Source organism: Bacillus sp. FSL K6-2431 (assembly GCF_038005165.1).
GTDB lineage: Bacteria > Bacillota > Bacilli > Bacillales > Bacillaceae > Bacillus > Bacillus pumilus.
On sequence record NZ_JBBOSQ010000001.1, the window covers coordinates 2,431,128 to 2,455,367 of the forward strand.

A 24,240-nucleotide genomic window follows, 5' to 3' on the forward strand; every position below is an offset into this window, starting at 1 on the left:
GAACGCGATGAAAACCCTTGACGCCTTTGCGCTAATAAACGGAATTGACCAAACGCTGAATACATTAAAGCAGCAATCACAACAAATCAGCTCCATAGAAAAACAAATCCATCACATCATTTCACTTGATGGCGCACTAAAGGGAGAGGCGGGACAAGCCATCCGCTCCTTTTATACAGAATGTCATATTCCCTTCCTGCAATTCTTTCAGGTCGTCATTGAGGAATACAGCACTGCGCTGAAAAGCACAAAACAGGCGCTTCATGCACTTGAATCAAACGGGCATGGCTTTATATCACAAGCATTTATTGAACACGAACTTGATCAAGGTTTAAAAAAAGCTGAACGAATGATTTCTGAAATCGTATCAGAGGTGAACCAAGCTATTAGCAGAGTTGGTCATATTGTTAAATTACCAAATGTAGACGAATCAGCTTTTCAGCAGAACTATCAAAAGGCATGGCTTGAGACATCAAGAACCATTGGTCTGCTTCATGCATTTGACAGAGAGCAGACAAGCGCTTTACAAGAAACAAAAAGCTCCCTTCAAACAATGAAGCAATACATCAACACGTTAAGCACCATGTTCACCGGCCCAAAAATCGACATCATGAGCTATCAAAAAGGGTCTATTTTCAAAAATGAAAAAGAAGAAAAAATAAGCAGCACCATCAGTGGATTGAATGACAAAATAGACAACCCGAAAGACAACCCGATGATGATCATGCTGAAGAAGCTGAGAGAGAAAGAACGGACGAATGTGGAGACGGTTGTTCTGGATGACACACATAAACACATCAACAAACAAGTCACAGTCAACGACCCATCCCTTACGACATTGCAAAGGGAAGCCGTGAACGGAAAAAACAAGATTCATAGAGACATCAGGGTCATAAATGGTAAACTATACAACGTCAAAGGCATTAAAAAATTAAAAGAATTCGATATCGCAGATGAAGTCGTCACCGATTCATCCGATATTGATTTTATTGGCGGCCGATACACCGTTTACGCCAATAAACAAATCATCCGAACGTATATCGCGAACGGTAAAGTAAGAATAGAAGAAGTAGACAAAATCCCAGAAAGCCGCAGCCGAGGAAACGCGAAACGCATATTAGACGGTGAAGTCGTCTCAACAGCCGAAAACATCATCCTAGAATACAGCGGCATCTACGACGGATATCGAGCCGTTACTGGCAAAGACCCAGAAACCAGCCAAAACATCAGCAGAACAGACCAAGTTCTGTCCGTAGCTTCAATTATCCCAATCGCTAAAATAGTGAAGGTAGGGAAATATGTTTTTAAGATGGATCAAGGGAAGAATGCGGTGAAAAGGGTTACTATTAGTACAGGGAGCAAGATAGATTCTAACACAATAAGAAAATATGTTAGGGATATAGAAGGACGAACAGGAAGAGAGCTACCTAAAAACCAAATAGATAATTTGAAAGCAGCATTAAGAAATAAAGAGTATAACAAAATGTCACCCATAGAAACGGCTAAGCATCGGGCGAAATTTGATAGTTTGAAAAATAAAGTAATCAAAGATTGGGAAAGAAATACTGGACAAAAGTGGCCAGTGTATAATGAAAATATTATTTCGGAAAAAACCGGTAAAGTAATTAGAAAAAAAGGAGATAAGTATGATGCTCACCATATAATTGAAAATACTTTTGGAGGGGAGCATGAATGGTGGAATATGCATCCTGCAAAATTTCCAAATGAGCATCAAGCTGGTATACATGGTGCAGGTTCACCAGCAAATACATTATTTAAAGGAGTTAAAAAATAATGAGATATGAGTTTATTAAGAAAAACGAAGAAAATAGTTTTTTTTTAGTAACTGAAAAAGAAATAATAGATGTTGAAAAGGAACTTGATTTAAAGTTTCCCAAGGAGTTAATTAATTTTTATATAGAGGTAGGTTACGGTTTTATTAATGGGTCTGAGTTTAACATTAATCGTATTATGGACCCTTATTCTGTAAGAGACTTTCGATTAAGGGCTAATGATTTTGAATTCTATCCAGACATTGAAATCTATGATGAATTTGAGAATAACAAATTAATATTTTTTGAAGCAAATGAGACAGCTTTAATGTCAATTGAATTGAATGAAAAGGATAGAAGCGCAATATACTATTATGATATCCAAATCGCTAATTCTTTAGAGGAGTTTTTAACCAATATCCAAGAGGATGATAAATATTATCTAGATTTACTAGTAGACTATTAAAAGCCTTTCAAGATTTACTTTGCCATTGATCAATTCATATATGAGAATTGGACAAGGGGAAATTCATAAATTGGAATATAATTGTGGATTGAGTGACCTGTTAAGTAAATCTAAAGATAAAGCAAAACTTCATAAACATTCACTTATCTAGGAGGATCCAAATGGTCGATTTATCCCAAATCCCAGGCCTAATCATCAACAATCCAGGAACTGATATAAACATCAAAAAGGCAGAATCCCAACTAAACATGGTGCTACCCGATGCTTATAAAAACTTGCTGAAACAGACAAATGGATGTTCCATTGGCGGCGATGTCCTACTATACGGCACTGAGGACATTACGGAACGAAATGCAACATGGGAGGTTCAGCAATATGCAAGCGGCTATGTGGCGATTGGCGACGATGGCGGCGGGCGAGTATTTCTCATGCGTCAGGCCGAAGAGGAGAAAAAGGTGTGGATTGTGGATGCTGGTGTAATGGACCCTCAGCATGCAGAGTTGGTGACTGAAAACTTGCTGGAGTGGGTGAGTGGGGGATGTATCATTGAATGATCACAGCCTTCAAATACATGAATCACTGAAAAGTAAAACTGAATCATCCAACTGAACGCTCTGTGACGTCAAATGTCATGGAGCTTTTTTGACGATCTCTCTAATTCTCCCTCCATTCATCCCATGTTATAATAAACACAGTTTATGAACGAGAGGATATGCAGGACATGAAAAATGAACCTATTGAGTTACTGACACAGCCGAAATGGCGAATCATAGATCAATCGAGCCTAGGTCTCTATGTGGACCCGAAGCAATCCTTTGCGATGGATGATACGCTTTGTGCGTCAGTCGGGAAAGGACTCTCACCAGCGACTGCGCGTTCTTGGGTTCATCACAATACAATTGTGCTTGGGATTCAGGATACAAGACTTCCATTTCTCCAAGATGGTGTGAAACTGCTTGAGGAAGAGGGGTATCGCGTCATTGTACGTAACTCAGGCGGTCTTGCTGTGGTGCTGGATGAAGGTGTCTTAAATGTGTCGTTAATCTTTGCGGAACAAAAGAAGGGCATTGATATTGACCGCGGGTATGATGCGATGGTGGAATTGGTCCGCCGGATGCTGTCTAAGTATGAGGTGGACATTGAAGCCTATGAGATTGTCGGCTCTTATTGTCCGGGCAGCTATGATCTAAGCATCAATGGAAAGAAATTTGCAGGCATTTCTCAGCGTAGATTACGCGGTGGAGTTGCTGTGCAAATTTATTTGTGTGCAGATGGAAGCGGGCGGGAACGTGCCGACTTGATCCGCCGTTTTTATGACGCCGCTTTAAAGGACAAACGAGAAGAAGTGAAGGCTGTGTTTCCTGATATACAGCCAGATACGATGGCTTCTTTATCAGAATTAACTGGAGAACCAATTGATTGTGCGCTTCTTATGCGTCTTTTACTAGAAGAGCTTCAAACGCTCAGTGATCAGCTGACAGCGTCAGGACTGAACGCAGAAGAACAGCTGGATTTTGAAAAAAACATGACGCGGATGATTGAGCGGAATGAAAAGGTGTTCTCTTAAAAATCTTGAAAAGCATAGAGGTGAAGTGATGGAAACGAAGCTTGAGAAAGCCATTGAACTTCGAAAAAGTGGACACCTTCAAGAATCAAATAAAATGCTCTCTTATCTTGTAGAGAAGTATCCAGACGATGCCTCTATTCATTATCAATGTGCCTGGAGTTATGACTTGTTAGGAGAGGAAAGGCAAGCTGTCTTTTTTTATGAAAGAGCCATTGAGTTAGGATTGTCTTCAGAAGAACTAGAAGACGCTTTACTAGGGTTAGGAAGTACATACAGAACTTTGGGAGAATATGAAAATTCAAAACAGATATTCCTAAAAGGGATGGAAACTTATCCAGACAACAAAGCCATTCAAACGTTCTATGCCATGACTTTGTATAATTTAAAGGAACATAGCAAAGCGATGGAAATATTACTGAACTGTTTAACTGAAACGACAAAAGATCCTGCTATTTTAAGTTATCGAAAGGCGATTGATTTTTATTCAAATCAGTTAGATAGGTTATGGAAATAATAGTTGATTTGGCTACTTGAATAGAATTGGAGGGGCAATGTTATGAAAAAACCCCTTCCTTTGTTATGAAATTTTATATGTAATAGTCATTTATGGCATAAGAAAGAAGGAAAATGTATTGTCATTATTCACCACGTATTACCCGCTGTTTATGCTTTGTGTTTTATCTGTGCTGTATGTAATGTATCGTATTCAGCCGGTGGCCACTACTGTTAAAAAAATCATCATTGTGCTCTGTGTGTTAACAAATGCTGCCTATATTTGCTGGCGTCTTTTCTTTACACTGCCGCATGAAGGTATTTTTAATATTGTGATGGGTATTTTGCTTGTTGCCTGTGAATGCATTGGGTTTTTACAGCTGCTTGTGTTTTATACACTTGTTTGGAAGCCTTCCAATCGGAAACAAGTCATGATCAGTGATCTTGACAGGCTGCCAACAGTTGATATTTTCATAGCTACATATAATGAACCAATTGAAGTGCTGAAACGCACTGTTGCAGGTTGTGTGAATCTCTCTTATCCAAAGGACAAAGTCCACATTTATTTATGTGATGATGGCAAGCGGGCGTCTGTAGAGCAGCTTGCTTCTGAGTTTAGTGTTCATTATCTGACAAGAACAGATAACAAGTATGCGAAGGCGGGTAACTTAAACCATGCGATGTCTCAAACAAATGGGGAGCTGATTCTCACACTTGATGCGGATATGGTCCCCCTTCCTTCGTTTTTAGAAAAAACAGTGCCTTACTTTCATGATGGAGCGACGGCGTTTGTTCAAGTTCCACAGGCGTTTTATAACGAAGATCCTTTCCAATATAATATGTTCTCGAAGGATCGAATTCCAAATGAGCAGGACTTCTTCATGCAAACCCTCCAAGCTGGGAAGGATCGGTTTAATGCTGTGATGTATGTCGGTAGTAATACTGTCTTTAGAAGAATCGCCTTAGATGAAATTGGCGGATTTGCTACTGGGGTGATTACAGAAGACATGGCGACAGGAATGCTACTCCAAGGAAAGTTCAAATCTGTGTCTGTCGGAGAAGTATTAGCCGTCGGTCTGGCACCTGAAAGCTGGCTGGATCTGTTAAAGCAGAGAGATCGGTGGTCGAGAGGGAACATTCAGTGTGCCCGTAAGTTTAATCCTTTGAAGGTTCGTGGCTTAACGCTGATGCAGCGAGTTCTTTATTTAGATGGTATTGTGTATTGGTTTAACGGTTTGTTTAAAATGATTTACATTCTCACACCGATTTTGTTTTTATTGTTTGGTATTCAAAGTTTCTGGGCAGATTTCCAGTCCATTTTCATGTTCTGGTTACCGGCGTTCTTTAGTTCCTATTTAGCATTTAAACTAGTGTCGAATCAAAAAAGAAGCATGTTTTGGAGTCATATTTATGAAAGCTCTATGGCATTCCACCTGGCTGGTGTGGCTTTAAGTGAGCTGTTTTTCAAAAAGAGAGTGGAATTTCTTGTCACACCAAAGGGAATTCAAACGGACAAAAGACACTTTCATTTGAAAACGATGATTCCCCATTTGATCTTTTTGCTGCTCTCATTGCTTGTCCTAGTGAAAATAGGATACGATGTGAAGGTAAATGGGACGATGAATGCTGATCTCATGTTGATTAATATATTTTGGGTGATGTATAACGGTGCAGGTCTATTCATGGCACTGCTTGTGGCGTTTGACCGTCCGCGTTATCGAAAATCAGAGCGGTTTGTCATTGAAAAAGAGGGACAGCTTCATTCTGATCATCAAGATGAGTCGATTGCTTGTTTTCTACTAGATATGAGTGATTCAGGTGCGCGTCTATCCATTCCATTGGATCAAGCTTCTTCTCTTTATCAAGGACAAACGCAATTGTTCTTTTTAGAGGATGAAAGTGTGGCGTGTGATGTGGTTTGGAGCCATCCAGAGGGAGACAAGCTGATGGTTGGTGTTGCTTTTACTGACACACAAAAATCAGAGTATCTATCACTGATCCGCTTCCTATTCACACGAGAGCATGTATCGATAACGGATCGTGAGAAAAAATCCTATGCTGTTCGGACATTTCTCCGCTTTGTAAGAGAAACGAAGAAGGTACCAAAGGCCTTGCAGCGCAAATGGATGAGAAGGCCTTTGCAAGGTGTGGCAGGCACGCTGTCCTATGAGGGCCGGTTAGAAGAGAAGGTGCCGGTGAACATACATGATATTAGTTTATCTGGATGCAAAATCGAGTCTGAAGCTTCAATTGAATTAAATGAGAAAGTGCTGATCACCATTGACGCAGAATCTCTGACAGATCAGCCGGCAATTGCCGTTTGGACTTCAAAAAGGCGCGGCCGCACAATTGTCGGACTCAAGTTTATTCAACCTGAAATCAAGCAGATAGAAGAAAGAGAGGGAGTGGTTTCTTGAAATCAAAAAACGGCGGTTACCTCTATTTACTATGGCTTCCTGTCCTCATGGGAGCCGGCTACGGTATTTCACTAATGGTGCCGTTTCTTCAGCCTGTACTGACACTTGGTATCGCAGGTCTTTATCTTTTTATATTTGGTGATTTTCAGGTAAGGCAGGTCAGGTATATTTTTATGTTCGTCTTTTTGATTAATGTTCTTTTTAGTGTGATGCTATTTTTAGGCATTTAAAAAAGTGCTTCCCGCAGATGGGGAGCACTTTTTGTTATTCTGCCATTTTTTCGAGGTTGCCGTTTCGGTCCATTTTAAAGGTTGGAGCGGCAGTGTCGTCCTCTTCAAACAAAACTAGTTTTCTTGCACGGTTCATGATTTTGACGAGTGTTTCATAATCTTCTTGAATCGTGAGCTGATCCTTTTCAAGCTTTTTCACTTCTGCTTCTAGCTGTGTGACTTTATGTGAAAGTTCGTTATTTTCTCGTTTTAACCGGCTGTTTTCCATGCGTAAGGCAGAGGATTGCTGTCCATCGCCTTCATAGCGGCGCAAGAAATCAATGACATCTTCGATGGTTAAATCCTGTTGCTGCCTAAAAGGATTGGCTTCTGGCTTTTTCTCTGCGACATGAGAAGCCTGTGACAATAAATGTGATAAACTAGCTAACTCTTCATTGTAGCTTTGGTCTACAAACTGGAGCTGCTCGGCTGTTTCAGATGCTGGTGCAAACGTTTCTTCCTGCGCTGGTTCCAGCTCCTGTGAGAATTCCTCTTGCATGACCGTTTCTTCTACTTGCGGCTGATAGAGTAATCGTTTCTTTGCAGGCTGACCATTGCCGAGTGCGCGCATCCGTTGTTTCCGCTGCTTTTTGGCAAGGGCTAAAGCTTTTTCATATTGATGCCTCACAACAGCATTCCATCTAAAACCGCATGCCGCTGAGGTGCGATTTAGCTTGTCTCCTACTTCTTCAAACGCATTCAGCTGTGTGCTGCCCTCTCTGACGTGACGTAAGACGGTTTCTGCCAAAAGGAGATCGTCTTCCTCTGACCAAGCATCTTGTCTTTGTTTTGACATGTTTAAACCCCCATATGATTTGATGGTATTAGATTAGCCAAGTTCAAGAAGGTTTATACAAGTTTGCTAAAAGGATAGTGGAAAATACTAGCTTTTTAATGAGCGCGTCTCAGCGTTTACAATGCGTCTTGCAAGTCCAGCCGCTTCGATGTACAATGTTGGGTGGTATATTATGACTCTTGGTTGTCCAACTGTTTCATATAAAATGAAGTTCATCATTGAAAGGAAGCGTAAGACCATGGCTAATGAGTTTCGCGTATGTGACGATTGCGATGCGACGAACCTAAAGACGTTGCTGCCTCGACTCAAATCGGTTGACCCTGATGCAAAAATTGAAATTGGCTGTCAATCCTATTGTGGTCCAGGACGAAAAAAGGCTTTTGCGTTTGTGAACAATCGCCCATTATCCGCACCAACAGAAGATGAGTTACTCGAAAAGGTTCAAAAAAAAGTCAAATAAATGTCACTGAATGTGTTCAGTCGACCTAAAAAGAGGTCCGTCCCTGTCAGGTCGGGCTTTTTACGTCCATGCAATCGTTGAGAACACATTCACGAGCAAATTCAAGGATGTTTTCGGGAAAAGTTACCCGATATAATAGAAACACGTCTTAAAAAAAGAGGGACGAAACGATGGCGTATCCAAAAGGGAAATTATCTGAGGAAAAGGTATTTAAAGATCCTGTGCACCGTTATGTTCATGTACGGGACGCATTAATATGGGACTTAATAGGAACAAGAGAATTTCAGCGCCTGCGCCGAATTAAACAGCTAGGAACCACTTATTTGACGTTTCATGGTGCAGAACACAGCCGTTTCAATCATTCACTCGGTGTATATGAGATTGTGAGACGGATTGTGGATGATGTATTCAAAGGACGGCCGGAATGGGATGAGGGAGAACGCGAGCTTGTCCTGAGTGCGGCCTTGCTTCATGACCTCGGACATGGACCATTTTCTCATTCCTTTGAAAAGGTCTTCCACTTAGATCATGAATCGTTTACAAGAGATATTATTTTAGGGCAAACCGAAGTCAATGAAGTGCTTCGCCGGGTGAGTGATGATTTCCCGAAGCATGTGGCTGAAGTCATTGCCAAAACGTATCAAAACAAACAGGTGGTCAGTTTGATCTCAAGTCAAATTGATGCCGACCGTATGGACTATTTGCAGCGTGATGCCTACTATACAGGCGTCAGCTATGGCCATTTTGATATGGAGCGTATTTTGCGCGTGATGCGTCCGAGAGAAGATCAGATTGTGATGAAGCAGAGCGGGATGCATGCAGTCGAGGATTATATTATGAGCCGCTATCAAATGTATTGGCAAGTCTATTTCCACCCGGTGACACGCAGTGCGGAAGTCATCTTAACGAAAATTCTCCATCGTGCAAAAGAGCTGCATGAAACGGGCTATATTTTCACACATGCCCCTGTTCATTTTTATTCGATTTTTGAAGGGAATGTCACCACAGAGGACTATATTAAACTGGATGAATCCATTGTCTTATTTTATTTTCAGGCGTGGGAAGATGAAGAAGATCACGTGCTGGCTGATTTGTGCCGCCGTTTTATGAACCGCCGATTGTTCCAATATACAGAGTTTAATCCGAATGAAGAAATGACGAAATATTTCAAGCTGACCGCCTTGTTCAAGGAGGCAGGCATTGATCCTGACTATTATTTAGTCGTCGACTCTTCCTCTGACTTGCCATACGACTTCTACAGACCAGGGGAGGAAGAAGAGAGACTGCCGATCCACCTTTTGACGCAAAGCGGTCATATTAAAGAGCTGTCGAGACAGTCAGATATTGTTGATGCCATTTCCGGTAAACGAAGAACCGATCATAAACTTTATTTCCCGATGGACTTAATTGTAGATATGTCGGAAAAAGCTGAAGAAAAGAAGGCGATCATGAAGCTGCTTGGATTGGGATAAGGAAGTACTGAAAAAGGAGATGTCGGGAATTTGTTGAAAGAGCATGCAAAGTTGATGAAGGTATTCTCTGAATCCGGGGAAATCGTTGGACGGAAGAAGCTGCAAAAGATGATTTACATAGCAAAAAAGCTAGATTTGCCTTTTTACGAGAAATACGATTTTCACTTTTATGGCCCCTATTCAGAGGAGTTGACGCTCAGAATTGAAGAGCTGTGCAACCTTGGATTCTTGGACGAAATGAAGGAAAAAAAAGGTGGATACTATCAATATCGCTATTCGCTGACGGACAATGGGAAAGAGTTTCTCGATCAGTGTGAAGTGGACATGCCTGATCTCAAAGTGCTGACGCAGCAGATGAACGAGCAGTCGTCTCGTTTCCTAGAGCTCGTCTCTACGATTTTATACTTTGATGATCTGCCACAAGATGAGGTGAAGGAAAAGGTCTTCACCATTAAAAGCAAGCAGCGCTATACGGACGAAGAATTTGAGGATGCTCTTGCTTATATTGATCAGTTGAAGGAATTGAACTAACGAGAAGAACCAGTGTGTGATGGCTAATGGCTAGAACAGACTGGTTTTTATTTTGCGCAGAAACAAGTCGACCGCATGGATCGACTTGTATTTTATGAATGGTGATAAGAGAATCTCGCTAAAAATTGTTTTGTACGTTCTTCTTTCGTCTGTTCAAAGACTTCTTCCGGCGTACCTGATTCGACGATGACCCCATCTTCCATGAAAATCACCTTGTCGGCAATATCATAGGCAAAGCTCATCTCGTGCGTGACGATGATCATGGTGACCCCGGTTTGCGCTACCTGTTTAATGACATCAAGCGTTTCTCCTACAAGCTCGGGATCTAATGCAGAGGTCGGTTCGTCGAACAAAATGACTTCTGGATTTAAAGCCAGTGCCCGTGCAATGCCAACTCGCTGCTGCTGTCCGCCAGATAATTGATGCGGATAAGCATCCTTTTTCTCTAGCAATCCAACCTTTGTAAGCAATTGAAGAGCTGTGTCATAGGCTTGATCTTTCGGATGTTTACGGGCAATGACTAAACCTTCCATGACGTTTTCAAGTGCTGTTTTATGAAGAAATAGATCGTATTGCTGAAAGACCATGGCGGTTTTTCTTCGAAGTGCGAGAATGGCTTTAGGCTTGGCTTGATTGAACTTGACAGTCGTGTCATCAATGCTAATTTCTCCTTGATCCGCACGCTCAAGAAAATTCAAGCAACGCAGAAAGGTTGATTTCCCAGAACCGCTCGGACCTAATATGACAACCACTTCGCCTTTTTCCACTGATAAATCGATTCCTTTTAGAATCTCGTTCTTGCCGAACGCTTTATGCACCTGTTTTATGTTAATCATGCCAATCGTCTCCTTTTGTTTTTGTGTCCATATTTCTCATATGCGGCTGTGATGGCTTCAATAGAGGCGCACAGTGCCCAGTAAATCAGGGCAACGGCGATGTATGCTTCAAGATAACGATAGTTCACATTGGCTTTGATTAAAGCGCCGTTTAAAATATCGACCACAGACACCATAGAGACGAGAGAAGAGGCTTTGATTAAACTGATCAGCATGTTGTTCAGAAGAGGAAGGGAGATGGGAAAGACTTGTGGAATGATGACCCTTCTTAAGACCTGCTTGCTGGTGAAACCAACGGATAATGCGGCATCGAATTGACCCTTTGGAATAGATGCAAGAGAGCTTCGAAATATTTCGGATAACCCGCTTACGGCATATAAAGTAAGGGCGAAAATGGCAATCCATCGTCTGTCCAAATCACTGAAACGAATCTGAAGAGAAAGAGATGCAGCCAAATGATCTAGCGAGTCTGAAAAAAGAAGATAAGATACGAGCAAAATTAGAACAACAGGAATAGCTTTAAAAATAGCCACAAACCATTTGAACAATTGAGATAATACAGGCACCTGATAAAAACGGATAAGGGCAATACCAAATCCAAAGACAGAGCCAAATATTAGCGGTAGAAAGCCTAACAGCAGAGTTGTTGGCAAATAATGAAGTGCAGCTAGAAAGGCCTGCAGCATAAAGGCGACATCAAAATCCACTCAGATCGCTCCTTTCTTATGATGTAGTAAAGTCTCCGCCCAATATTTTTTTAGACAATTCAGCGAGCTTGCCGTTATCGATCAGCTTTTGTAATGCTTGATCAATGTCTTTTTGAAGTTTTGTATTGTTTTTTTGATAAAGATAGTACGTTTTAGATACATTTACAGGCTTTCCAGATGTCACAAGATTGGCATTGAACTGTTTGTTTAGCTTATTGACGTCATACTTTGTGAGCAAGGCTGCATCGACTGTGCCATTCTGAAGGTTTTTGACTAGAATTTCGTTCCCGCCATCTCCGTAGACAATGTCAATTTTCCGATCGTGCTTTTCGTTATATTGTTCTAGCAGATAAGCGAAATTACTCCCTGTAGAAGTATGTACCTTGTGTCCTGCCAAATCGTCCAGGCTTTGAAAATCATGACCGGATGCTTTATCAACAACCACATAGCTTGTATAGTCTGTGTAGCCAACTTTTCCAAATAGATATTTCTTCTGGCGCTCATCATTGATTTCATATTGATGGGCAGCGAGATCTACTTTACCAGCATCTAAAGCGGGCAGAATATTTTTAAATTCAAAGGATTCATATTTAAACTGATATTGTGGAAGCAGCTGATCGACTTCGTCTAATACAGCCTTCTCATAGCCTGTTAATTTGCCGTTTTCATCTAAGTAAACGAAAGGCTGGTAAGCGTTCCCTGTGCCAACGATGATTTCTTTCGCATCTGGATCATTATTCGTTGCTTCTGCTTTGACTTCATTCGATTGTTCCGTATTTCCGCAGGCAGCAAGCAGCAATGAGCCAAGTGTAAGCAGACCGATGATGGAATGTTTTTTGAATTGTTTGTTATTTTTCATGTGAAATCCTCCTCGTTTTACTTCGCACGCTTTTCGACTGTAAAGGCCGTTTCCGCTCTTTTTAAGGAAACGAACGTTGCTTGACGCTGTTTTCTTGTTTTCGGTGTATTGATCCACTTTTCCAATAGGTCAAACGCTTTTTCTAGCAGCAGACTTAACATTATAAAAATGACGGCAGCAATAAAGTATCCTTCTAATACGCGGTAGTATAATGCCCCTAATGTTTGAACCTTTCCGATAATATCCATTACGCCCAGTGTAAAGGCGAGAGAGGTATTTTGTAATAAGTTGACGATGGCCACACCAATATTCGGTAGTGCGATTTTTCCTGCTTGAGGAATGAGTGTCCTTCTATAAATCTGCCATTTTGTCAGCCCAATCGAGGCAGCCGCTTCATATTGAGATGCTGGGACACTTGATAAGGCTGATCGGAATATTTCTGAAAAGTAGGCAGCAGTATTGAGTCCATATGTAATATAAAGAAAGATCAATTTGTTCCACATGGAGATATCAAGGCCAATTGTTGCGAGCACACCTGGCAGGCCATAAAAGACAATAAACATTTGAACAAGGATAGGTGTTCCGCGAATAAATGAGACATAGATTGCACTGAGCTGATGCAGGACAGGAATACGCTCAATTCGGAAATAAGCAAGGATGAATCCAAGAAAGCTGCCAATCAAAGTGGCAAATAAAACGATCAGCAAGGTGGTCGGAAGGGCTGATAATACTTTAGGGAAGAGTGTGACCACATACTCCCATTTGAAAAACTCACCCATGTTGAATCACCTCCTATGTAGAAGTCGTTTCGACTTTTTCTTCTGCGGGTGGCGCGCCTAATATGGCAGCATCGAACCGTTCTGGGATAAGTACTTTATACATCAAGATACCTAAGTCACCATTTTCGGCTTCACGTTCAATATATTTTGTGTATCCTTTTCGTTCGTACATGTCTAAAAGCCAAGGGTGTTTCCGGCCAGAAGTGCCCAGTGTATACGCAGGCGCTTTATATGTTTGGCGGAGCAAGGTGTTTTCCACATAATCGAGCAGCTTGTTTCCAATCCCTTGCCCTGCTAAATCAGGAGCTGTCGCAAACCACCAAACAAATGGATATCCTGAGACCGGTTGCGTACTCTCCCAAGGAAAACGGATGGTGATGGTTGATATGAGCCGCCCGTCTCGTTCTAAAACAACGGCAGCGGACTGTGTAATGTTTTCTATGACCATTTCAAGTGTGGCGTTCGTGGATGGCCAATCAATGCCCATTTCCCCAAGTGGTTTAAATGCACTGGACAGCAATTCTAAAAAGGCTGGCGCATCTTCTTCGGTAGCGATACGAAAAATATCTCGACTCATGACAAACCTCCATTCAAAATGTAATGTCAGATTATTGCTTTTCTTAAAGTCTCGATATCTGGATTCAACAATGCTTGATACACGTGGGGGTCATGACTGATCTCAACTACAGGCACATAGCGGACGCCGTATTTTTCCTCTAAAATGTTTCTGTAATCATCATGTTCAGTGACATCAATCGTTGAATAAGGGATCTGCTGTTCGTTGAAATAGGATTGAATGTCCTTGCAATAACTGCATCCATTTTTGCTCCATAAAATGATTTTTTGACTGTTTGACATTAGACGTTCACCTCGTGATTTATTTTTTTAGCTGCTGTTTGTTCATGGTTAAACGCTTCTTTTAACAATGTGACAGACGCAATTCTTGCCTCAATGTCTACGATCGGAGTTAGTACGATGAATTCATTGATATCGTATGTCTCGGCCAGCTCAGTCAGCCGGTGATGAACAGTTTCTTTTGTGCCAGCGGTATAGCCGGTTTTTTGTACGTGAATGCTGTAGTGTTCTTTTTTCGTTCCTTTCACTAGCTTTTCTGCATCCTCTATTGATGTGACATTGAGCTTTCTTCCATCGGAAAAGGAGACCTTTACTGTTTCCTTTTGTTTGATGTGCAAGAGTGCTTGTTCATGATCTTCGGCTGCGGAAACGGTGATGGCGAGAAGGAACTGCTGGCGAGTGCCCGCTTTTTGATATGTTTGGAAGGTCTCCCTTGCTTCTTTTAATAATGATTCATCTCCATTAATAAAGAAGGCAAATACAAAGGAGATTCCGAGTTTTGCTGCGAATTTAGCGCTCTCCGTACTTCCCCCTAAAAGGAAGATGTCGGGTGACAAACGTGGGATGGGCTGAGCATTCAATTCATTTGATTGTTCCGTAAGGTAGGTTTTGAGATCTACTAATTTTTGAGAAAAATCTTTCCGTGACGCTTGATAATCCTCCTGAAGTGCTTGTGTCGAGAGGTTCAGCCCTCCTGGTGCTTTCCCAACGCCTAAATCGACTCTGCCAGGCGCTAGTGATGCCAGTACATGAAATGTTTCAGCTACTTTAAATGGGCTATAATGCTGTAGCATGACACCTCCAGAACCAATTCGCAAATTGCTCGTTTTTGCTAATAGATAGCCGGCAAGGGCTTCAGGGGATGAACCTGCTACTTGAGGGTTATTGTGATGTTCAGACACCCAAAACCTGTGATAGCCAAGCTGATCCGCTGCTTCAGCTAATCTGACAGTATGCTGAATGCCCGCCTCTGCGTTCTCGTTTTCACCGACAAGGCTTTGATCAAGAATACTAAGGGTGATCGACATTGGCTGTTCCTCCTATCAGACTTTGATATTGAGATAATGCGAGGTTTAACCTGTTTATGGCATCTGAATCAATTAAATAATTATCTGAACCCTGCTTTTTGACCTGTTGATCCACGACATACACACCAGATTGAACAACTGTTGCACCAAGTTGGTGAATAATCGGTTTAAGAGCATATTCAATGACGAGCAGATGACCATAGGTTCCTCCTAAAACGAACGGAAGGACGGGTTTTCCTTGTAATGCTTTTTGGGGAAGTAAATCTAAAAACGTTTTTAAAATACCGGAAAATGACGCTTTGTAGACAGGCGTTAACACAATGACACCGTCACTCTCATTCACGAGTTCAATGGCCTTGACAATCTCTTCGTTTGAAAAGTCTGCTCCTATTAGTGCGCTGCTAGGCAGCTGGTGAACTTGAATGGTATGTACATCTATTCCATTGAATGTTAACTGCTGCTGAATATGCTGCAGGACACCCGTTAATCGAGATTGGACGGAATGACCTCCTGCTATAATCGTTACTTTCGTCAATTCGTCTCCTCCATTTCTTACAATTCCGTCTAAACAACTTGGAATAGTTGATAATATAAATTATAATAAGGCAAACCAATAGAAAAGTATAATTAGTAATCATAAATACACGATTCAGATATTTAAAATACAGGGAGAAGAGGGGTTTTCATGGAGATTCGAGCGATACGCACTTTTGCCACCATCGTGAAATACGGAAATTTTTTAAAAGCAGCAGCAGCGCTGAATTATTCTCAGCCAACCATTACTTTGCACATCAAACATTTAGAAGAGGAAATTGGAGAGAAGCTTCTAGAAAGAGGGAAGACCTTAAAGTTAACAGCATCAGGACAGCTTTTTTATGAAAGAGCCAATTCTTTACTCAATGAATATGAGAAACTGACGAAAACGCTCCAAGATTTAGAGGTAGGCATTGCGGGGTTCATTCGCATCGGTGTTTCTGAGCCCACAGCCAGCTTAGAGTTCCCATCGCTTCTTGCAGAATTCAAGGAAAGGTTTCCGAATGTAGAATTTTCTGTGCAAGTAGCAGATGCAAATACACTGAGTTCCTTGCTTTCCCATGATGAGATTGATTTTGCGATTTGCGGCGCACCAGAAGCTTCGATGGAAAATAGCTATAAGCCGCTTTTTCAAGATGATATTGTTTTGTTGGTTCCGTCTTCCCATCGATTGGCGGAAAAAGATGCAGCGGAGGTAACAGATTTAGAAAATGAAACCATATTATTCACACCTCACAATTGCCCCATCCGCATCCAAATTGAACAACAAATCGTTAACGTCATTGGGAGCAATTACAATAAGTTAGAGATTACGAGCAGCATGTCCCATAAACACTATGTTCAGGCTGGATTAGGAGTGTCTCTTTTTACTCGAACCGCCCATTCTTTTACACTCCCCGGTACAAAGGTATTAGAAATAAAGGGCATTCAAGTGTCCCCGCCAGTTGGTCTATTGAGGAAAACAAATGATGCGCCTGGAAGAGCTGTACTCCAGTTTATTGATCTCATTGAAAATCGATTGCATCGAACAACATGAAAAAGGGGTTAGCCTTTGTGCTGACCCCTCTTTCATGTTTATTTTACGGTTTGTTTAAGAAACTGATTCTTCTTAATAGGCAGACCCAAATTTTCGCGAAGGGTATGAGCTTGATAATTTGGATCATAATATCCTCTTTCTATCAAAATCGGGATCACATGCTCTGTCCATTCGGATAAACCACTAGCTAAAATCGGAGCGCCAAAAATAAATCCATCTGCGGCATCTTCTTCGATCCATTGAATCAATTTGTCAGCCACTTGTTCGTAAGTGCCGAAAAAGGCACTTTTTGGAGTGGTCACTTGTAAAGCGACTTCTCTTAAGGTCAAATTTTGTTCTTTGGCCATTTTTTTAATGGATTCTGTTGTAGATTGAAAGCTGTTTGAACCAGCGTCACCTATATCAGGAAAAGGTTCATCAAGCGGGAATTGACTAAAGTCCAAATGATCAAAGAATCTGCCGAGGTAATGCAGGGCTTCTTCAATAGAGACTAGATGTTTAATGGCTTCATATTTTTCTTCTGCTTCTTCGACTGTTTTCCCTGTAATCGGGTGGATGCCAGGGAATATTTTGATATCGGATGGTTTTCGACCAAGCGCTTCGGCTCTATTTTTCACGTCACGGTAATAGGCTTTTGCCTTTTCAAGTGAATCGGCATTTGTAAATACAGCGTCTGCTTCTTTTGCGGCTAGATCTTTTCCTGCCTCTGAAGCACCTGCTTGGAAAATCACGGGCTGCCCTTGTTCAGATCGTTCAATATTTAAAGGACCTTTGACAGAAAAGTGTTTCCCATGATGGTTTAATGTGTGTAGTTTATCTCGATCGAAGAAGACACCTGTTGAACGATCTCTTATAAAAGCATCTTCTTCCCATGAACTCCAAAGCCCATTCACTACATGTAAATACTCTTCTGCAATTTCGTATCGAAGGGAGTGGCTAGGATGAGAACGGATGATGTGATTTTCAGCAGAACCTTCTAACGGTGAAGTCACAACATTCCATCCTGCCCGGCCTCTGCTTAACTTATCCAAGGAGGCAAATTGTCTGGCAATGGTAAAGGGCTCACTGTAGGAAGTGGATACGGTCCCCACAAGTCCAATTTGTTTGGTGACTGCAGCAAGAGCGGATAAGATGGTTAATGGTTCAAATCGGTTCAAGAAATGAGGAATCGAATGTTCATGAATATATAAGCCATCTGCGACAAAGACAAAACGGAAACCCGCTGATTCTGCCTTTTTGGTCATCGTTTGATAATAATCAATGTTAACACTTGCATCTGCTGGAACTGATTCATCCTTCCACGCATTCATGTGACCTCCCGGACCATGTAACATTAATCCAAATTGTATGTGCTTTTTTTCAGACATGCGGATCGTCCCTTCTGTTTTGAAATAGCCATGTTTTATGTTTTTCATCATAAGGTAGAATCGTAAAGAAGTATAATTGGTATCAGTAAAGTATGACTTTATCTTTTCTAATATCATTTTTTGTTTCTTTCAGATGTGTCATTGAGTCCATGACATCATTTCTTAAAACCATGGGAGTTTATTAAGTAAATGACCCAGACCAAAAGCGCTATTTTTCGATGAAATCTGTGTCGGAATATCCGAAAAATTAGTGAATATGACGTATTTCGACTTTCTTCCTGTGTATCTAATTCCCTGTTTTTGACTGAATAGAAGGAAAGTGGTGAATTTTCAGTGAATATATAACTTTGTGAAAATCAAAGGAGGGATAGGAATGAAAAAGCGTTCAGTCTTTTTGTCATTTTTATTGGTAGGTAGTTTGTTACCGGGAGTAAGTTCAGCTTCAGCACCAGTCGCGAGTGCTGGTCATGGGCATGATCATGGTCATGCGCCGTTCGAAACACATATTAGTGAGGGGTTGCCAAAGGCAAACGATTTTAAAGATTTGACGAAAGCACCTCCAATTGAACGAGATGTGACAACAAAGGTATTAGATGAGTCTGGTAAGCAGGTGGGCTCTAGAACCTTTAAGGCGAATACAGGAGATTCTATTTCAACAAAGGCAAGTACAGGCAGTCAGAAGGTCACTGTCTATGCGGTTGCTGATGCGCAGTATCGTGCGAAATATAGTGACTGGCAAACACGGATTGTCAGCATCATCGAGCAAGCAGATGTCACGTTTAACCGTGATCATGATGTCGACTTTGTCGTACAAGCAGTAGGATCTTGGACGTCTTCGGGATCAAATGCAGAGCAAATTTTGTCTAACCTTGCGCGCAGCTTTGATGGCAGAGGATACGATTTTGTCACTGGATTTACAGCAAATCCAAACTTTGATGCTGGCGGAATCGCTTATGTCTACAATAGTGCACCAAGCGGAAGTGCATTCGCCGTTAACCTTGACCAAGGAACAGCGAATACAGCAAAAGCGGCTACGCATGAATACGGCCATAACTTTGGCTTACCGCACGACCCTCAAGGAAGCGGCATTGTCTGCTTAATGAATTATGATTATTCCTACACAGTCGATTTCTTTGATGCGGCTCATAAAAATCAAGTGAACCGTAACAAAGCGTGGTACAGATAAAATAAGAGAAAAAAGGACAAACATCTATGTGCTTGTCCTTTTTTTATGCTTACAGGTCGCTGATGCGTTTTCCTGCTACGGCATAGTGTTCTTTTTTCATTTCTTCAATAATGACAGAGACTTTTTCTACACCTGCGCCTGTTGTTTCAACAACAGCATCAGTGACTTTCTCCACAAGCGCTCGTTTCTGCTCGTCTGTTCTTCCTTCAAGCATTTGTACGGTGACAATCGGCAATGCGAAAACCTCCTTTTTCCTTTCATGCTACGCTTCCCTTTAGTTTAAGGGACTTCTTATAGTATACTGAATGAAGTAAATCATTGTATAGAAAGAAAGAGGGATTCATGCCTTTGAACCAATTTCTTGTGTATCCATTAGAACTGATTCCATATGTCGCCATTACGCTTGTTGTTGCATTTACGATGCACGAGCTGGCGCATGCATATGTTGCGTATCGTTTCGGCGACCCGACAGCTAAAAACCAAGGGAGACTCACATTAAATCCACTGAAGCATCTCGATGTATTTGGGACGATTTTGATCTTTGTCGCCGGGTTTGGCTGGGCGAGACCTGTACCGGTCAATCGTTACCATTTTAAAAACCCGCGCTTAGCAGGAATCTGCGTCTCGATTGCTGGCCCTTTAAGTAACTTAGTGTTGGCGTTTCTAGGCTTTTTCGTGTACGTGCTTCTTCAGAAGTTTGGCGGGGAGTCGCTCATGCGCTTTGAGCCGGGAGTTGATCATTTCTTCCGGATATTTATTAACTTGAACGTCATTTTGTTCCTATTTAACTTATTGCCACTTCCGCCGCTGGATGGGTATCGTATTATTGAGGACGTCGTCAGCCCCCGTATCCGGGCGAAAATGACGCAATTCGAACAATATGGGATCATTATTTTTCTCATATTCGTGATCACGCCGCTAGGACAGTTTGTTTTTGGTCCATTGATCGGAATGCGGGATCAAATCATTCAATGGTTTAATCTTATTTTGAAGCCGCTGCTTTAGGAGGTTTAATGAATGGAAGGTAAAAAGAAGAAACCAATTGGTTTTAACATCATTAAAAAAACAGATGCAACCGACGGACACGGAGGCTTTGGAGCTGGTGCGCTCAGCCTAGATAACATTTCGCCGGTGATCATTGACGTAGAGGAAAAGGAAGCTGTCATTGATATTGGTGCGATGCATGCAAGAAGTGCCGTGGAAAAAGGAATTAAATTTTTGAAAAGCAAAGAAGAGGTACCGAACGGAAAGCCGTATTGGCTCGTATGGGTGACCATTGACCGCAGAGAAGAAGGTCCTTATTATGCGGGTGTGACGGCTTGCGAAATGACCGTCGACCGTTCAATCCGCCGCGGGTATAAGTCGCTTCCAGAGCATGTGAATTTCATGGATAAATCAATGAAGCGAAATATCGTCGTCAGTCATATGGATGATGTATCGAAAAAGGTGCTGGCTGATTTCTTGAAGAGTCATAATGAAGCACTATGGGAAGCATCCACAGATGAATTAAAAGAAGGATTGTCTGTCTCAGTATAATTGTGAATTTTTTGTGAAGAATGGCGGATCATTACCAATTCCAGCTGGTTTTTGAGTAAACTGGTGTTAAAGCTAGGACATGGAGAATCCCGAGATGTAAATCTCGGGGTTTTTCATGTCTTTTTTTAACGTTTCAGCCACTTTTCCCACCATTTCTTTGGCTTTTGATCTTGAACTGGATCTTGCTCAGATGATTTATCCTCAGCACCGTAGCACACACCTGTCGGCTCCGTTCCTTCTATAAAATAGGTGAATACCTTTGATTCACATCCTGGGCCTGCGAGATCGCCGGTTTTTGGATTGATATACACACCTTTTACGCCGTCTGGCGGCATGAAGGAGGAGGCTGGCTGTTTGGAGAGGGCTGATTCCATAAAGGATGCCCATATCTTTTTTGCATAGGCTGTTTCTTCGACCGAGTCAATGGTACGCCCTTTATCATAGCCCGTCCACACACCTGTGACGAGCTGGGGAGAGAAGCCGATCATCCAGCTGTCGGCTCCTGTCGTTCCCGATTTTCCTCCGTATGTTCGCGTGAGATCCTTCATAATGGTGCTGCCTGTGACACTCGTATAGCCGTTTAACTGATCATTGAACATTCCTGACATCATGTCGGTGGTGACAAAGGCTACCTTTTCATCTAGGACTTGCTCTCGTTTTTGTTTTTCTTCAAAAAGCACGTTGCCTTTAGCATCCGTTACTTTTGTAATAAAGGTGGGTTTGACTCGTTTTCCGCCATTGACAAGCATTGCGTAAGCATTGGTCATTTCAATTGGTTTGACAGGAGACGTGCCTAGGGCAAGTGATGGCACCTGATCTAGTTTTTCGTTGATGCCAAATGTTTTACCCGCACGTACAAGCTGTTCCATTCCTAAAAATAGATGGGTTTTCACGGCATAAATATTATCAGACAGCGCCAAGGCTTGAAGCATCGTAATGCCATCATTTGCGTAATAGCCATGGTAATTGCTTGGTGAATAAGCAGCACCGCTTCCTTGATCATCGAGCTCAAAAACCGTTTCTTCACTGCGCATGACGGTTGCTGGTGTAAACCCGTTTTGCAAGGCAATGTAATAAAGAAGAGGCTTCATTGTTGAACCGGGCTGTCTTTTCGCTTGTGTCACTCGGTTGAATGGACTTTTCTCATAATCTCTTCCCCCGATGAGGGCGAGTACATGACCTGTTTGGGGATGGATAGCAGTAAAGCCGATTTGGATATCTGATTTCGAATAGATTGTGCTTTTCAACGTCTTCTCAGCCATTTTCTGTAATTCTGGATTTAAAGTCGTTTGGATATGAAGGCCATAGGTTTCGATCTGCTCCTCAGTTAACCCCAAGCTTTGTTTCAACTCACGAATCACATCATCATAAAAATACGGAGCTTGCTTTGCTTGCAGCTGCTTCTTTTGCAAAGGGCGATAGGACAGTTTTTCTTTCGCGGCTTCAGCGGCTGCCTTTTTCGTAATCATGCCGTCCTCTTGCATGTGCCTCAGAATCATATTCTTTCTTGCGCCGGCTTTCTCTTCATTCACATAAGGGGAGTAGAGAGAAGGGCCCTTTGGGATACCGGCAAGTAAGGCAGATTCAGCGAGGGTTAAATTCTTCGCTTTTTTCCCGAAATACAGACGGGACGCCGCTTCTACGCCATAAGCTCCATGACCATAATAAATGGTGTTCAAGTATCCTTCTAAAATCTCATCTTTTGTATAGTTTTGCTCTAAGCGAATCGTGTAAAAGGCTTCATTCCATTTTCGCTTCCACGTTTTATCATGATCTAAATACAGATTTCGTGCATATTGCTGGGTGATCGTGCTTGCGCCTTGTACCTTAGCCATGGCACGAATATCAGCCACTGCAGCACCCGCCATCCGTTTCACATCAAAGCCATGATGCTCATAAAAGGTTTTATCCTCAACAGCTACAGCTGCCTGCCTGATATGAGGGGACATGTCCTTTAAGGGCACCCAATATCTCTTTTCTCCAAAGCTGGATTCTCCAAGCTTTGAACCATCGGCTGCATAAATCGTCGTAGATTGGGGAACTTGAACAGAAGGGGCGCCTTGCCATTTGGCTATTAAAAGAATCGTCAAAAAGACAGTGCCTGCAAATAGAAAAGCGAGCAAGCCAATAAAAAAACAGGCTCGAATCGTTTTCACGGTCATGCGGATTTTTTTATTACTCATGATTGTGTCCATGCAAAGCCCCCATTTTGACGGTTTTTTATCAGTATGGAACAAAGAAAACCGTTTTAAACAAATGATTGCAAGAGCGTGCATTAAAATTGAAGAGAACTCATGCAGTTCTTTACAATTTGATATGAATCCACTATACTTTTTTCTTGGACAATCGATATAGTCATAGCCGTTAAAGGCGCTAACAATAGATGTTTGTTTATTATTGGATGAGAGGAAGATGGACAATGAGCGAACTTTGGTATACAGAGAAGCAAACGAAGAATTTTGGTATTACTTTGAAGGTGAACAAAACCCTTCACACAGAACAAACAGATTTTCAGCATTTAGAAATGGTGGAAACAGAAGAGTTTGGCAATATGCTGTTTTTAGACGGTATGGTGATGACGTCTGAGAAAGATGAGTTTGTATACCACGAAATGGTGGCACATGTTCCTCTTTTCACTCATCCAAACCCGGAAAATGTTCTTGTCGTAGGTGGAGGAGACGGCGGTGTCATTCGTGAAATCCTGAAGCATCCAAGTGTGAAAAAAGCGACACTTGTTGATATTGATGGCAAAGTCATCGAATACTCGAAAAAATTCCTTCCTTCGATTGCTGGGAAACTAGACGATCCTCGTGTAGATGTCAAAGTTGGAGACGGCTTTATGCATATTGCTGAAGCTGACAATGAGTACGATGTTATCATGGTGGACTCAACTGAACCAGTTGGACCAGCTGTGAACCTGTTCTCTAAAGGATTTTACGCAGGAATTTCAAAAGCACTCAAAGAAGACGGTATTTTCGTGGCACAAACGGACAACCCTTGGTTCACACCTGAGCTGATTACAAATGTACAGCGTGATGTGAAAGAGATTTTCCCAATCACGAAGCTTTATACAGCGAATATTCCAACGTATCCAAGTGGTCTTTGGACATTTACCATCGGTTCAAAAAAATATGATCCACTTGCTGTAGAAGACAGCCGTTTCTTTGATATTGACACTAAATATTACACAAAAGAATTGCACAAAGCAGCATTCGTTCTGCCGAAATTTGTGAGCGACTTAATCAAATAAATGAAGCGAAGAGGAAATGCGCAAA

General features: G+C 41.8%; 27 protein-coding genes. 15 read left to right on the top strand and 12 right to left on the bottom strand.

All coding sequences use genetic code 11. The features are described from left to right. The first annotated feature begins 7 nt into the window (after positions 1-7). From MHH40_RS12125 to MHH40_RS12155, 7 genes are all read left to right on the top strand, one after another. A complete protein-coding gene (locus tag MHH40_RS12125) occupies positions 8-1,795 on the top strand; it encodes a T7SS effector LXG polymorphic toxin (protein WP_050944475.1) in 1,788 nt (595 codons plus the stop codon). Further along, on the top strand, positions 1,795-2,238 hold the full coding sequence (locus tag MHH40_RS12130) for an SMI1/KNR4 family protein (RefSeq protein WP_050944474.1): 444 nt from the start codon (positions 1,795-1,797) through the stop codon (positions 2,236-2,238). The genes MHH40_RS12125 and MHH40_RS12130 overlap by 1 nt, the downstream gene beginning before the upstream one ends. Before the next feature lie 161 nt (positions 2,239-2,399). Next, the gene (locus MHH40_RS12135) at positions 2,400-2,792 is read left to right on the top strand and encodes an SMI1/KNR4 family protein (protein WP_050944473.1); all 393 of its coding nucleotides are present in this window, start codon (positions 2,400-2,402) and stop codon (positions 2,790-2,792) included. 167 nt (positions 2,793-2,959) lie between these two features. Further along, positions 2,960-3,805, top strand: a complete 846-nt coding sequence (locus MHH40_RS12140) for a lipoate--protein ligase family protein (RefSeq protein ID WP_050944472.1) — start codon at positions 2,960-2,962, stop codon at positions 3,803-3,805. Between the two features lie 28 nt (positions 3,806-3,833). Then, on the top strand, positions 3,834-4,319 hold the full coding sequence (locus MHH40_RS12145; protein ID WP_050944471.1) for a tetratricopeptide repeat protein: 486 nt from the start codon (positions 3,834-3,836) through the stop codon (positions 4,317-4,319). A gap of 118 nt (positions 4,320-4,437) precedes the next feature. After that, on the top strand, positions 4,438-6,714 hold the full coding sequence (locus MHH40_RS12150) for a glycosyltransferase (RefSeq protein ID WP_050944470.1): 2,277 nt from the start codon (positions 4,438-4,440) through the stop codon (positions 6,712-6,714). Continuing rightward, positions 6,711-6,944 carry a DUF5970 family protein gene (locus MHH40_RS12155; RefSeq protein ID WP_050944469.1) on the top strand — a complete coding sequence of 78 codons (234 nt, stop codon included), beginning with the start codon at positions 6,711-6,713 and terminating at the stop codon, positions 6,942-6,944. The genes MHH40_RS12150 and MHH40_RS12155 overlap by 4 nt, the downstream gene beginning before the upstream one ends. 34 nt (positions 6,945-6,978) lie before the next feature. On the opposite strand, the gene MHH40_RS12160 is transcribed toward MHH40_RS12155, so the two are convergent. After that, the gene (locus tag MHH40_RS12160; protein ID WP_044140194.1) at positions 6,979-7,779 is read right to left on the bottom strand and encodes an RsfA family transcriptional regulator; all 801 of its coding nucleotides are present in this window, start codon (positions 7,777-7,779) and stop codon (positions 6,979-6,981) included. A 238-nt stretch (positions 7,780-8,017) separates the two neighbouring features. Between MHH40_RS12160 and MHH40_RS12165 the strand changes: the two genes are divergently transcribed. The 3 genes from MHH40_RS12165 (at position 8,018) to MHH40_RS12175 (ending at position 10,242) form a co-directional block, all read left to right on the top strand. After that, the gene (locus tag MHH40_RS12165; protein WP_003215259.1) at positions 8,018-8,239 is read left to right on the top strand and encodes a DUF1450 domain-containing protein; all 222 of its coding nucleotides are present in this window, start codon (positions 8,018-8,020) and stop codon (positions 8,237-8,239) included. A gap of 170 nt (positions 8,240-8,409) precedes the next feature. Continuing rightward, the gene (locus MHH40_RS12170) at positions 8,410-9,711 is read left to right on the top strand and encodes an HD domain-containing protein (protein WP_007497716.1); all 1,302 of its coding nucleotides are present in this window, start codon (positions 8,410-8,412) and stop codon (positions 9,709-9,711) included. A gap of 30 nt (positions 9,712-9,741) precedes the next feature. Continuing rightward, positions 9,742-10,242 carry a YwgA family protein gene (locus tag MHH40_RS12175; RefSeq protein ID WP_050944468.1) on the top strand — a complete coding sequence of 167 codons (501 nt, stop codon included), beginning with the start codon at positions 9,742-9,744 and terminating at the stop codon, positions 10,240-10,242. A gap of 92 nt (positions 10,243-10,334) precedes the next feature. On the opposite strand, the gene MHH40_RS12180 is transcribed toward MHH40_RS12175, so the two are convergent. From MHH40_RS12180 to ssuE, 8 genes are read right to left on the bottom strand one after another with little or no spacing between them, the layout of a single operon-like run. Beyond that, positions 10,335-11,078: an amino acid ABC transporter ATP-binding protein gene (locus tag MHH40_RS12180; protein ID WP_003215167.1), complete on the bottom strand. Its 744-nt coding sequence runs from the start codon at positions 11,076-11,078 to the stop codon at positions 10,335-10,337. After that, positions 11,075-11,785, bottom strand: a complete 711-nt coding sequence (locus tag MHH40_RS12185) for an amino acid ABC transporter permease (protein WP_003214542.1) — start codon at positions 11,783-11,785, stop codon at positions 11,075-11,077. The genes MHH40_RS12180 and MHH40_RS12185 overlap by 4 nt, the downstream gene beginning before the upstream one ends. 16 nt (positions 11,786-11,801) lie before the next feature. Next, positions 11,802-12,644 (bottom strand): transporter substrate-binding domain-containing protein, encoded by an 843-nt coding sequence (locus MHH40_RS12190; RefSeq protein ID WP_003215163.1) that lies wholly within the window; start codon positions 12,642-12,644, stop codon positions 11,802-11,804. 17 nt (positions 12,645-12,661) lie between these two features. After that, the gene (locus tag MHH40_RS12195; RefSeq protein ID WP_003215084.1) at positions 12,662-13,423 is read right to left on the bottom strand and encodes an amino acid ABC transporter permease; all 762 of its coding nucleotides are present in this window, start codon (positions 13,421-13,423) and stop codon (positions 12,662-12,664) included. A gap of 13 nt (positions 13,424-13,436) precedes the next feature. Then, the gene (locus MHH40_RS12200; protein ID WP_003215102.1) at positions 13,437-14,000 is read right to left on the bottom strand and encodes a GNAT family N-acetyltransferase; all 564 of its coding nucleotides are present in this window, start codon (positions 13,998-14,000) and stop codon (positions 13,437-13,439) included. Positions 14,001-14,026: 26 nt separating this feature from the next. Then, positions 14,027-14,281: a glutaredoxin family protein gene (locus MHH40_RS12205; protein WP_003215313.1), complete on the bottom strand. Its 255-nt coding sequence runs from the start codon at positions 14,279-14,281 to the stop codon at positions 14,027-14,029. Then, a complete protein-coding gene (locus tag MHH40_RS12210; RefSeq protein WP_003215315.1) occupies positions 14,281-15,306 on the bottom strand; it encodes an LLM class flavin-dependent oxidoreductase in 1,026 nt (341 codons plus the stop codon). The genes MHH40_RS12205 and MHH40_RS12210 overlap by 1 nt, the downstream gene beginning before the upstream one ends. Next, entirely contained in the window at positions 15,290-15,841 is a 552-nt protein-coding gene (gene ssuE / locus MHH40_RS12215) for an NADPH-dependent FMN reductase (RefSeq protein WP_050944466.1), read from the bottom strand. Before ssuE ends, MHH40_RS12210 begins: the two co-directional genes overlap by 17 nt. Positions 15,842-15,991: 150 nt before the next feature. Here ssuE and MHH40_RS12220 point away from each other — a divergent pair, with 150 nt between their 5' ends. Then, on the top strand, positions 15,992-16,876 hold the full coding sequence (locus MHH40_RS12220) for a LysR family transcriptional regulator (protein ID WP_003214906.1): 885 nt from the start codon (positions 15,992-15,994) through the stop codon (positions 16,874-16,876). A 38-nt stretch (positions 16,877-16,914) separates the two neighbouring features. On the opposite strand, the gene MHH40_RS12225 is transcribed toward MHH40_RS12220, so the two are convergent. Then, on the bottom strand, positions 16,915-18,243 hold the full coding sequence (locus MHH40_RS12225; protein WP_050944465.1) for an LLM class flavin-dependent oxidoreductase: 1,329 nt from the start codon (positions 18,241-18,243) through the stop codon (positions 16,915-16,917). A gap of 373 nt (positions 18,244-18,616) precedes the next feature. Here MHH40_RS12225 and MHH40_RS12230 point away from each other — a divergent pair, with 373 nt between their 5' ends. Beyond that, positions 18,617-19,429, top strand: coding sequence for a zinc-dependent metalloprotease (locus tag MHH40_RS12230; RefSeq protein ID WP_050944464.1), 813 nt, complete (start codon positions 18,617-18,619; stop codon positions 19,427-19,429). Between the two features lie 49 nt (positions 19,430-19,478). Here MHH40_RS12230 and MHH40_RS12235 read toward each other — a convergent pair whose 3' ends face one another. Beyond that, positions 19,479-19,664, bottom strand: coding sequence for a 2-hydroxymuconate tautomerase (locus tag MHH40_RS12235; protein ID WP_050944463.1), 186 nt, complete (start codon positions 19,662-19,664; stop codon positions 19,479-19,481). 113 nt (positions 19,665-19,777) lie between these two features. On the opposite strand from MHH40_RS12235, the gene MHH40_RS12240 reads away from it, so the two are divergent. Both MHH40_RS12240 and MHH40_RS12245 read left to right on the top strand, forming a co-directional pair. Then, positions 19,778-20,434, top strand: a complete 657-nt coding sequence (locus tag MHH40_RS12240; RefSeq protein ID WP_223251196.1) for a site-2 protease family protein — start codon at positions 19,778-19,780, stop codon at positions 20,432-20,434. A 12-nt stretch (positions 20,435-20,446) separates the two neighbouring features. Next, on the top strand, positions 20,447-20,965 hold the full coding sequence (locus MHH40_RS12245) for a YwhD family protein (RefSeq protein ID WP_050944462.1): 519 nt from the start codon (positions 20,447-20,449) through the stop codon (positions 20,963-20,965). Between the two features lie 125 nt (positions 20,966-21,090). Here the strand turns inward: MHH40_RS12245 and MHH40_RS12250 are convergent, their stop codons facing one another. Then, complete coding sequence (locus tag MHH40_RS12250) at positions 21,091-23,160, bottom strand: transglycosylase domain-containing protein (protein WP_050944461.1); 2,070 nt, start codon at positions 23,158-23,160, stop codon at positions 21,091-21,093. Positions 23,161-23,384: 224 nt separating this feature from the next. On the opposite strand from MHH40_RS12250, the gene speE reads away from it, so the two are divergent. Further along, positions 23,385-24,215 (top strand): spermidine synthase, encoded by an 831-nt coding sequence (speE, locus tag MHH40_RS12255; RefSeq protein WP_003214614.1) that lies wholly within the window; start codon positions 23,385-23,387, stop codon positions 24,213-24,215. The last annotated feature ends 25 nt before the right edge of the window (positions 24,216-24,240 follow it).

Coding starts and splice junctions, on each gene's coding strand:
- MHH40_RS12160 (WP_044140194.1), bottom strand. CDS start 7,779: ATGTCAAAACAAAGACAAGATGCTTGGTCAGAGGAAGACGATCTCCTT.
- MHH40_RS12165 (WP_003215259.1), top strand. CDS start 8,018: ATGGCTAATGAGTTTCGCGTATGTGACGATTGCGATGCGACGAACCTA.
- MHH40_RS12220 (WP_003214906.1), top strand. CDS start 15,992: ATGGAGATTCGAGCGATACGCACTTTTGCCACCATCGTGAAATACGGA.
- MHH40_RS12230 (WP_050944464.1), top strand. CDS start 18,617: ATGAAAAAGCGTTCAGTCTTTTTGTCATTTTTATTGGTAGGTAGTTTG.
- MHH40_RS12205 (WP_003215313.1), bottom strand. CDS start 14,281: ATGTCAAACAGTCAAAAAATCATTTTATGGAGCAAAAATGGATGCAGT.
- MHH40_RS12180 (WP_003215167.1), bottom strand. CDS start 11,078: ATGATTAACATAAAACAGGTGCATAAAGCGTTCGGCAAGAACGAGATT.
- MHH40_RS12145 (WP_050944471.1), top strand. CDS start 3,834: ATGGAAACGAAGCTTGAGAAAGCCATTGAACTTCGAAAAAGTGGACAC.
- speE (WP_003214614.1), top strand. CDS start 23,385: ATGAGCGAACTTTGGTATACAGAGAAGCAAACGAAGAATTTTGGTATT.
- MHH40_RS12250 (WP_050944461.1), bottom strand. CDS start 23,160: ATGGACACAATCATGAGTAATAAAAAAATCCGCATGACCGTGAAAACG.
- MHH40_RS12190 (WP_003215163.1), bottom strand. CDS start 12,644: ATGAAAAATAACAAACAATTCAAAAAACATTCCATCATCGGTCTGCTT.
- MHH40_RS12195 (WP_003215084.1), bottom strand. CDS start 13,423: ATGGGTGAGTTTTTCAAATGGGAGTATGTGGTCACACTCTTCCCTAAA.
- MHH40_RS12245 (WP_050944462.1), top strand. CDS start 20,447: ATGGAAGGTAAAAAGAAGAAACCAATTGGTTTTAACATCATTAAAAAA.
- MHH40_RS12125 (WP_050944475.1), top strand. CDS start 8: ATGAAAACCCTTGACGCCTTTGCGCTAATAAACGGAATTGACCAAACG.
- MHH40_RS12170 (WP_007497716.1), top strand. CDS start 8,410: ATGGCGTATCCAAAAGGGAAATTATCTGAGGAAAAGGTATTTAAAGAT.
- MHH40_RS12225 (WP_050944465.1), bottom strand. CDS start 18,243: ATGTCTGAAAAAAAGCACATACAATTTGGATTAATGTTACATGGTCCG.
- MHH40_RS12130 (WP_050944474.1), top strand. CDS start 1,795: ATGAGATATGAGTTTATTAAGAAAAACGAAGAAAATAGTTTTTTTTTA.
- MHH40_RS12135 (WP_050944473.1), top strand. CDS start 2,400: ATGGTCGATTTATCCCAAATCCCAGGCCTAATCATCAACAATCCAGGA.
- MHH40_RS12200 (WP_003215102.1), bottom strand. CDS start 14,000: ATGAGTCGAGATATTTTTCGTATCGCTACCGAAGAAGATGCGCCAGCC.
- MHH40_RS12210 (WP_003215315.1), bottom strand. CDS start 15,306: ATGTCGATCACCCTTAGTATTCTTGATCAAAGCCTTGTCGGTGAAAAC.
- MHH40_RS12140 (WP_050944472.1), top strand. CDS start 2,960: ATGAAAAATGAACCTATTGAGTTACTGACACAGCCGAAATGGCGAATC.